Annotated in this window: 5 protein-coding genes and 1 pseudogene; all 6 read left to right on the top strand. The window is 76.1% G+C overall.

Annotated elements, in window-relative coordinates:
* A partial coding sequence (locus ABZ371_RS23535; protein ID WP_358682942.1) for a PP2C family serine/threonine-protein phosphatase occupies positions 1-1,290 on the top strand: 1,290 nt, incomplete at its 5' end.
* A gap of 206 nt (positions 1,291-1,496) precedes the next feature.
* Positions 1,497-2,855, top strand: coding sequence for a VWA domain-containing protein (locus ABZ371_RS23530; RefSeq protein ID WP_358682940.1), 1,359 nt, complete (start codon positions 1,497-1,499; stop codon positions 2,853-2,855).
* Between the two features lie 111 nt (positions 2,856-2,966).
* Entirely contained in the window at positions 2,967-4,379 is a 1,413-nt protein-coding gene (locus ABZ371_RS23525) for an FHA domain-containing protein (RefSeq protein WP_358682938.1), read from the top strand.
* Positions 4,380-4,454: 75 nt separating this feature from the next.
* Positions 4,455-4,859, top strand: a complete 405-nt coding sequence (locus ABZ371_RS23520) for a globin (RefSeq protein WP_358682936.1) — start codon at positions 4,455-4,457, stop codon at positions 4,857-4,859.
* A gap of 185 nt (positions 4,860-5,044) precedes the next feature.
* A complete protein-coding gene (locus tag ABZ371_RS23515; protein WP_358682934.1) occupies positions 5,045-8,356 on the top strand; it encodes an ABC transporter permease in 3,312 nt (1,103 codons plus the stop codon).
* 1 nt (position 8,357) lies between these two features.
* Positions 8,358-9,554, top strand: a pseudogene (locus ABZ371_RS23510) (ABC transporter permease); the annotation flags it as partial.

Below are 9,554 nucleotides of genomic sequence, written 5' to 3'. Positions count from 1 at the left end.
GGGGCCGCCCCCGCGCCCCGGGCCGCCGGGCGGCGGCGCGCCGTCCGGCGCCCCGGACGGGGGGGGGGGGCGGGGGGGGGGGGGGCGGGGCCGGGGGGGGGGGGGGGGGGCGCGGGGCCGGTGGAGTGGCCGGCCGCCCCCGAGGTCGACAGCTCCGACCGGCCGGCCCCCACACACCGGCCGGCCGACCTCCCCGGCACGGACTCGGGGGGCCGGCCACTGCCCACCACCGCTCCTGCCGCGGTCCGTCTCGACGTGCCCGGTGGCCCGGACGGCGCCTCGGGCGACTTCGGGCCGGCCGCCCCGGACCCCCGGACCGCCGGGCCCGCCGCCGTGGTGCCCGGCGCCGCCGTCCGCGGCAAGGTCTGCGTGGCCTGCCGCTCCGGCCAGGTGGATCCCGACGGCTACTGCGAGAACTGCGGTCACGCCCAGCCCCGTGAACGCGACCACATGGAGGAGGAGCTCGGCTCGGTGGCGGCGGTCAGCGACCGGGGCCTGCGCCACCACCGCAACGAGGACGCCTTCGCGGTGTCCGCCGCCGCCCTGCCCGACGGGTCACCGGCGGTCGTCGCCATCGTGTGCGACGGCGTCTCCTCGGCGACACGCCCCGACGAGGCGTCGGCAGCCGCGGCGAGCGCCGCCAACGCCGCGCTGATGGAGTCGCTGCCGCGCGGCACACATCCGCAGCAGGCGATGCACGACGCGATCCTGGCCGCGTCCGAGGCGGTCAACGCCCTGGCCCGGGAACCCGGTGGGGCGGCGGAGCGCGATCCGCACCACCATCAGAACGCCCCGGCCTGCACGCTGGTCGGTGCCGTCTCGGCGGGCGGTCTGCTGATCGTCGGCTGGGTCGGCGACAGCCGTGTCTACTGGGTTCCCGAGGACCGCGCCCAGCCGCCCGCCCGCCTCACGGAGGACGACTCCTGGGCCGCGCAAATGGTGGCGACGGGCCTGATGAACGAGGCGGAGGCCTACGCCGACGAGCGTGCCCACGCCATCACGGGCTGGCTCGGCGCCGACGCCTACGAACTGGAGCCGCACACCGCTTCGTTCAAGCCGGACAGGCCGGGTCTCGTGGTGGTCTGCACCGACGGCCTGTGGAACTACGCGGAGGCCGCGGCGGACATGGCGGCGGCCGTGCCGGCCGACGCCTTCGAACAGCCGTTGCGGGCCGCCCGGGCGCTGCTCGGACACGCGCTCGACGGCGGGGGCCACGACAACGTAACAGTGGCCCTCCTGCCGTTCGCCGTGCCGCCGCAAGGGGCAGGATCGGCCTGCGGCACCGCCTGAACCGCGCCCCGCGCAGGGCCCCGCCCGGCCCGCCCTCCGCCCACGGACCCGTACGACCGACCTGCCGCCCCGCCGCACGACCGACCGCCCAGGCCGAACGACCGACCGCCGGATCGTACGAGTGACGACCCGCCCCCTACAGCCGACAACTCTGTCCGCACCGCTGTCGTCACCCGACGCGCGCGGAGCCTCGAGGAGCCGATCAGATGGCCAACTTCTCCAAGTCCCACGTGCCGCAGTTCTCCGTCGAGGTCTACCAGAACGCCTACCTGCCCGAGGGCGGACGCGAGGTCAACGCGATCGTCACCGTGACCTCGACGGGCGGGGGGACGACCGGCCGCGTGCCGCCGGCCGGCGCGGTCCCGGCGGACGCGCCCCGGCCGGGCGGGGGCCCGGCCGCCGCCGTCGTCCTCATGGTCGACTGCTCCGGCTCGATGGACTACCCGCCGACGAAGATGCGCAACGCGCGCGACGCGACGGCGGCCGCCCTCGACACCCTGCGCGACGGCACGCGGTTCGCCGTGGTCGCGGGGACCCACGTCGCCAAGGACGTGTACCCGGGCAACGGCCGGCTGGCGACCGCGGACGCGCGGACGAGGGCACAGGCGAAGGAGGCCCTGCGCCGTCTCGGCGCGGGCGGCGGCACGGCGATCGGCACCTGGCTGCGGCTCGCCGACCGGCTGCTCGGGGCGGCCGACGTGGACATCCGGCACGGCATCCTCCTCACCGACGGGCGCAACGAGCACGAGTCCCCCGAGGACCTGCGGGCCGCGCTGGACGCCTGTGCGGGCCGATTCACCTGTGACGCCCGGGGTGTCGGCACCGACTGGGAGGTGAAAGAGGTCACAGCCGTCGCCTCGGCGCTGCTGGGCACGGCCGACATCGTCGCCGACCCGGCGGGCCTGGCCGCGGACTTCACGCGGATGATGGAGAACGCCATGGGCAAGGAGGTCGCGGACGTGGCGCTGCGGCTCTGGACGCCCGTCGGCGTCGAGATCGTCTTCGTCAAGCAGGTGGCACCCGCCGTCGCCGAGCTCACCGGCCGCCGCACCGAGGCGGGCCCCCGCACCGGGGACTACCCGACCGGCTCCTGGGGGGACGAGTCCCGGGACTACCACGTGTGCGTACGGGTTCCGGAGGCCGGGATCGGCCAGGAGATGCTGGCGGCCCGCGTCTCCCTGATCCTGCCCGGCAGCTCGGGAGGAGCCCCGCAGACCCTCTCCCAGGGCTTGGTGCGCGCGGTGTGGACGGACGACATGGTGGCGTCCACCTCGATCAACCCGCAGGTCGCCCACTACACGGGACAGGCCGAACTGGCGCAGGTCATCCAGCAGGGGCTGGAAGCGCGCAAATCCGGCGACTTCGACGGTGCGACCGCGAAACTGGGCCGTGCGGTGCAGCTCGCTTCGGCCTCCGGGAACGCGGACACCGCGAAACTCCTTTCGAAGGTGGTCGACGTCGTCGACGCGGCGACCGGTACTGTGCGACTGAAGGCGAGGGTGGCGGAAGCGGACGAGATGACACTCGAAACGCGCTCGACCAAGACCGTTCGCGTCAAGAAATAGCGGTACTCACGACAACGACACAGCCGTACGGAGGGCCGGCCGGCTCACCGGACGGCACACCTACGAGCATGACGGCCTCCGGGCCGGACGAGGAGAGGGGGAAGCGCCGACATGCCGACCTGCCCGAACGGACACCAGTCGGGTTCCGAGGACTGGTGCGAGGTCTGCGGCCATCGCATGGCCGGGGCGGGCGCCCCCGCGGGCGCTGTTCCGCCGCCGCCTCCCCCACCGCCCGCACCCGGCTACGGCTACCCGCAGGGCTCCGGCCCGGGGGAGCCGACGGCCCAGGCGGAGCTCTGCCCGCAGTGCCGCACGCCCCGCGAGCCCATGGCGCCGTTCTGTGAGGAGTGCCGGTGGAACTTCCTCACCAACACGGCGACCTCGTACACCCCGCTGGCGCCGCAGGGCGGCGTGGGCGGCCCGGTGCCCGGCCTCAACCTGCCGCCCGGTTTCCAGGCGCAGCAGGGCCCACCGCCTCAGCAGCAGCGTGACCCCTTCGAGTACCAGGGCTCCCGGCCCTCGCAGATGAACCGGCCGGCGGAGCCCCTCTCGCCGGAGGAGGGCAGCCGTCCCGGCCCGCCGTCGGCCTTCCGGCAGGGGCCGCCGCCGCCACCCTCCTTCCAGCAGCAGTCCCCCTCGCCCTTCGAGCGGCAGGGGCAGCCCGGACAGGCTCCGCCCTTCGACCCGCCGTTCGAGCGGCAGGAGCAGACCGGACCGCCCTCGCCGTTCGATCCCCAGAGCCGGCCCGGGCAGCAGCAGGGGCAGCCGGGGCACCCCGGACAGCAGAGCGGCCCACCCTCGCCCTTCGATCCGCAGCGCCCGCCGGGGCAGCAGGCTCCGCCGGCGCCGTTCGAACCTCAGCGGCAGGGCCCGCCCCCGCCTTCGTTCCAGCAGCAGTCCGCACCGCCCGCCCCGCCGCAGCCGCGCGCTCCGCAGCCGGGAGGGGAGGACGACTGGATGCTGCCGCCGCCCTCGCAGCAGCAGCCCGCCGCCTTCCAGCAGGGGCCGCAGGCACCCCAGGCGCCGCACGCCCAGCAGCAGTTCCCCGGGCAGGGTCCCGCGCAGGGCCCCGGCCCGGACCAGGGCCGGGGGCCGGACGAGGGCCGTGACCGGGGGCCGGGCACCTGGACGGCGGTCGTCGCACCGGACCGCGACTACTTCCTGGCGATGATGCAGCGCAGCGGCCCCGAGGCCACCGGGCTGAACCTGCCCGCGTACTCCCCGGAGCAGCGCGTCGCGCTCACCGGCAGCCAGATCACCGTCGGCCGCCGCCGGCACAGCACCGGCGAGTCCCCCGACATCGATCTGGCCGTTCCGCCGGAGGACCCGGGCGTCTCGCACCAGCACGCCGTGCTGGTGCGCCAGCCGGACGGGACCTGGGCCGTCGTCGACCAGAACTCGACGAACGGCACCACCCTCAACGGCGCCGAGGACCCGATCCAGCCGTACGTGCCGGTGCCCCTCCAGGACGGGGACCAGGTGCACGTCGGAGCCTGGACGACGATCACGGTCCGCCGCGACTGAACCGCTCGCCCACCGGCCGGGTACCGGGGTCCTAGGACCCGGGTACTCGGCCGGGGCGTCTGCGACGATGGACGGGTGACAGACATTCCGCGCGACACGCTTCAGGAGCAGACCTTCTACGAGCAGGTCGGCGGCGAGGACACCTTCCGGCGCCTGGTCCACCGCTTCTACCAGGGTGTCGCGGAGGACCCGCTGCTGCGGCCGATGTACCCGGAGGAGGACCTGGCGGCGGCCGAGGAGCGGTTCGCCCTCTTCCTCATCCAGTACTGGGGCGGGCCCCGCACCTACAGCGACCAGCGGGGTCACCCCCGCCTGCGGATGCGGCACGCCCCCTTCCAGGTGAACCGGGCCGCCCACGACGCCTGGCTCGCCCACATGCGCGTCGCGCTCGACGAGCTCGGGCTGTCCCCGGCGCACGAGCGGCAGCTGTGGGACTACCTCACCTACGCGGCCGCCTCGATGGTCAACACCGCCGGCTGACCGTCGGGCGGGGCGGAGCGGCCCCTCGTGCGCCCGCGCCCCACCCGGAACGCGGTGATCCGCCTTCGCATAACGGTCACGATCGCATCACCTGTGACCCCCGCAGGTTTCCAGGGACCCGTGCCCTCTGAAAGCATCCCCGGAGCGTCGGGGGGCGTGCGACGGTTGAGGCTTCGGGGGATCAGGTGACGGTGTTCGTCCTTCTGCGGGTGCGGGCGCATCGGCTCCTTCTCGCCGCCGCCCTCCTGGCCGTGCTGCTCACCACCTGCGTACTGGCCGCCCTCACCGCCTTCTCCGGTTCCGTAGGCGACGCCGCCCTGCGGCACGCGCTCACCCACCGGTCCGCGCGGCCGGCCTCGCTCCTCGTCTCCGCCGAGGTGGACCGCGACGAGCGCGCGGAGGCCGACGGCGCCGTGCGCCGGGCCGCCGACGAGACGTTCGACGGCCTGCCGGTCACCGTACGGAAGCTGGAGAGCTCAGGCCCCTACGCGCTGCCGCGGACCCTGCGGGCGCCTTCCGAGCGGCGCGGCGAACCGGACCTCACGCACTTCGCCTCCCTGGACCCCAGCCGTGTCCGGCTCACCGCCGGCCGGCTGCCCGCCGAGGGCCCGGGGACGGCGTCCGGCCCCGTGGAGGTGGCGCTGCCCCGCACGGCTGCGGCCGCCCTGCGGCTGAAGCCCGGTGCGCAACTGACACTCACCGACCGGCTGGGCGATGCGGCGCTCCGCGTGCGGATCACCGGCCTGTACGAACCGGCCGACCTGTCCGACCCCTACTGGCAGCTGGATCCGCTGGCCGGGCGCGGGGTCCGCGAGGTCGTCTTCACCACCTACGGCCCCCTGCTGACCGACCCGGCGGTGCTCGGCTCGGGCCGGGTCACGTCCGACCGGCTGTCCTGGCTTGCCTCCGCCGACTTCCGCACCCTGACGACCGGCCGGACGCGGGATCTGGGCCGGGCGTCCACGGACGGGCCGAAGGCCCTGCGGGCCTCCGGCGTCCTCGGTGACCAGGCCACCGTACGGACCTCGTTGCCCACGGTCCTCGGCCAGATCGACCGGGCTCTGCTGGTCTCCCGGTCGACGATCATGATCGTCGCCGTACAGCTCGTCCTGCTCGCCGGATACACGCTGCTGCTGGTGGCCCGGCTCCTGAGCAGCGAGCGCGGTGGCGAGACCGAACTGCTCCGGGCACGGGGCGGCTCCCGGGGCCGCGTCATCTCGCTGGCCGCGATCGAGGCACTGGTGCTCGCGGCGCCCGCCGCCCTCGTCGCGCCGCTGCTGGCCGGCCCGACGACCCGGCTGCTCGCCGAGCGCAGCGGGCTCACCCGCATCGGGCTGCGGCTCGAAACGGGTGCGGGCGGCACGGTGTGGCTGGTGGCCGGAGCCGTCGCGCTGGCCTGCGCGCTCGCCGTGGTGGCGCCCGCGCTGACGGGTGGCGCCGGAGGGCGGCGCGGGGGGCGGGCCACCGCGCTGCCCGCCTCCGTGCGCGCCGGCGCGGACATCGGGCTGCTCCTCGTCGCCGGGGTGGCGTACTGGCAGCTGGACCGGCAGACCGGAGCCCCGGGCGGCGGCGCGCTCAGCGGCGACCGGGAGGGCCGGCTCGGTATCGACCCGCTGCTGGTAGCCGCCCCCGCGCTCGCCCTGCTGGCGGGCACGGTGCTGACACTGCGGCTCCTGCCGCCGGCCGCGCGGCTCGCGGAACGCCGTGCGGCCGGCGGGCGTGGCCTGTCCACCGCGCTCGCGGGCTGGCAGTTCAGCCGGCGCCCGCTGCGCGGCGCGGGACCGGTGCTGCTGCTCGTCCTGGCCGTGGCGACGGGCATGCTGGCGATCGGGCAGAGCGCGTCCTGGGACCGCTCGCAACGCGACCGGGCGGACTTCGCGTCGGGCGCCTCGGTGCGCGTGGTGGGCGGACCGGCCGGTGACCCGGCGACGGCCGCCGCCTACGCGGACCTGCCGGGGGTCCGGGACGCCGCACCGGCCTTCCGCTCGTCGACGGAGCTGTCCGGCGGCCGGACGGCCGAGGTGCTCGCCCTGGCCACCGAGCACGCCGGGGAGCGGATGCTGATGCGCGAGGACCTCGCCGGCTCACCGCCGAGGACGCTGTTCGACGCGATCGCCCCGGCCACGGCCGGGCGCGCCGGGATCGTCCTGCCGAAGGGCGCCACGCGGGTGCTGGCCGGCCTGCGGATCAGTGACACCTCGGCGCCCGGCGGCGAGGCTCCCGCCGGTTCCGCCCCCCTGGTCAGCGTCCTGCTGGAGGACCGGTACGGCCTGGGCTACCGGGTCGGCGCCGGGACCGTCCCCGTCGACGGCCGGGAGCACACCGTCTCCTTCCCCGTGTCCCCGTCGGGTGGACTGGCCGTGACCGGCTTCGAGGTGGACGGTGACGTGCCCGTGGGCCGCTCCGAGGAGCGGCTGTTCGCGGTGACGGGGATCAGGACACGCGCCGCCGGCGGCGGTGACCGTCCGGTGCCCGCGGCGGGCGGGGTGACGTGGCGGGCCACGACGACCGTGACGGACGGCGGTGACGTACGGCCGGGCGAGACACCGCGGGCGGTGAGCGGTTCGGGTTCCGCACCGGCCTTCCGTTACGGCACGGGGGCGGTCCCGACCGAGCAGCCGTCCTTCGGCGGCGGTCCGGTGGGCGCCCTGCGGGTCACCGCGGCCCGGCCGGCGGCCCCCGAGCCGAAGGCGGTGGTGACCGACGCGTTCCTGAGGTACGCGGGGGCGAGGCCCGGTCAGAAGGTCGACGTCACCCTGGCCGGGCACACGGTCCGCGTGACCCTGGTGAGGTCGGTGCGCGAACTGCCCACCACCGGCGCCGGGAGCGGGAGCACACGGGAGTCCGGGACCCTGCCGGGCGGCAGCCTGCTGCTGGACCTGAGGGCGGTCTCCGAGGTGCTCTCCCACCGGCCCGGGGCGACACTCGCGCCCACCGAGTGGTGGCTGAGCACCGCGCCCGGGGACGGGCCGGAGGTGGCGGCCGGACTGCGGGCGCTGCCCGGCACGGACCCCGCCCAGGTGCGGGTGCGCGACGAGGCGGTGCGGGAGCTGACGGACGATCCGCTGGGGGCCGGGCCGCGGTCCGCGCTGCCGGCGGTCGCCGTGGCCGCGGTGGCGCTGTCCGCGGTGGGATTCGCCGTCGGACTCGTCGGCTCGCGGCGCGAACGGGCCGCCGAGTTCGCCGTCCTGCGGGCGCTGGGCGCCTCCCGCCGCCGGCTGGCCCGGATGCTGGCCGCCGAGCACGGGGTGCTGATCGCCCTCGGCCTGCTCATCGGGTCCGCCCTCGGAGCCGTACTGACCAGGGCTGTCGTGCCGCTGGTCGTACTGACGGGGCAAGCGGCCAGGCCGGTGCCGGACGTCCTGGTGCTGCTGCCGGCCGGGCACGTCGCCGTGCTGCTCGCCTCGGTGGCCGCGCTGCCGTTGCTCATCGTCGCCGCGACCACACTGCGCCGGGCCGATCCGGCGGTGTCGCTGCGCCACCAGGGGGACAACTGACATGCACTCCGACAAGGTCACCGCCGCCTGCGCTCCCTGGGTGCGGACCCGCCTGCGTACGGCGCCCGGCGTCTTCGCCGCGCTCGCGGTCCTCGTGTGCGTCACCGCGTTCCTCGCCGCCGCGTTCCCGCGCGCCGTCGACGCGTACGGGACGAAGGCGCTGCGCCAGGAGGTGGCGGGTGCGGCACCGGGGCAGAGCGTCCTGGAGGTGACGTCACCGCCGCCGTCCCTCGGGCAGCCGTCCGCGGCCCGCGAGGAGGTCATGCGCGACGAGGCTCTCTCGCGGACCCACCGGGCGCTGATCGGCAGCCTCGCCGATCCGTTGCGGGCCGACGCGTCGCGCTCCTCGTACGGCGTGCAGACCACGAAGCCGATCACCGCGACTGAACCGTGGCTGCCACGGCCCGACGCCATGCCGCCCCGGCTGACGTACGCCACCCCGTCGGCCCTTCCCGAGCACAGCCGGCTGCGGGAGGGGCGCTGGCCGGCCGTGCACGGCGAGGTGACCCGCGCGACGCGGGAGGTGGAGGCGGCGGTCACGGAGGAGACCGCGGCGGAGCTGGACATGAAGCCGGGTTCGACGATCGCGGTGCCCACGCAGAGCGGCGGGACCCTGAGCGTCCGGATCACGGGCGTCGTCACCCCCCTGCGGCCCGGGAGAGGCTACTGGGCGATCCAGCCCCTCTTCCGCGCCCCCTCCCTGATCCAGGACCCCGGCTCGCCGGCCCCCGTCCTCTACTGGTCGGCCGCGCTGCTGCTGCCCCCCGACGCGGCACCGGCCCTGCTCGCCACGACGGGCGAGCCGGAGCTGTACTGGCGTCTCGCGCCGGACGCCGCCGGGCTCACCTCGGTGGACGCGCCCGGGCTGGGAACCGCCGTGGCCGCCACGGAGAGCGGCCCCGAACTGCTGACGCTGCGGGACATCGCCGGACCGAACGCCACCCTCACCACCCACCTGGACTCGATCCTCGACGCCTACGCGGCCTCACGCGCCGCCGTCGCCCCCGTGGTGACGGTCGCCGCGGTCGGGATCGGCACGGTCGCCCTCGTCGTCCTGCTGATGACCGGCGGGCTGATCGGCGCCCGCCGTCACGGCGAGCTCGCGCTGCTGCGCGCCCGGGGCGGCTCGCTGCGCGGCATCGGCTCGCGGCTCCTCGCCGAGGCCGCGGTGGCCGTGCTGCCCGCCGCGGCGCTGGGG

This window comes from Streptomyces sp. NPDC005899, assembly GCF_040629645.1.
Lineage (GTDB): Bacteria > Actinomycetota > Actinomycetes > Streptomycetales > Streptomycetaceae > Streptomyces.
Note: the sequence above shows the minus strand (reverse complement) of the source record. Positions and strands in the feature narration are given on the sequence as shown.

What these genes read in the sequence shown, in the direction of transcription:
- ABZ371_RS23530 (WP_358682940.1), top strand. Translation starts at nt 1,497, where the DNA reads ATGGCCAACTTCTCCAAGTCCCACGTGCCGCAGTTCTCCGTCGAGGTC.
- ABZ371_RS23525 (WP_358682938.1), top strand. Translation starts at nt 2,967, where the DNA reads ATGCCGACCTGCCCGAACGGACACCAGTCGGGTTCCGAGGACTGGTGC.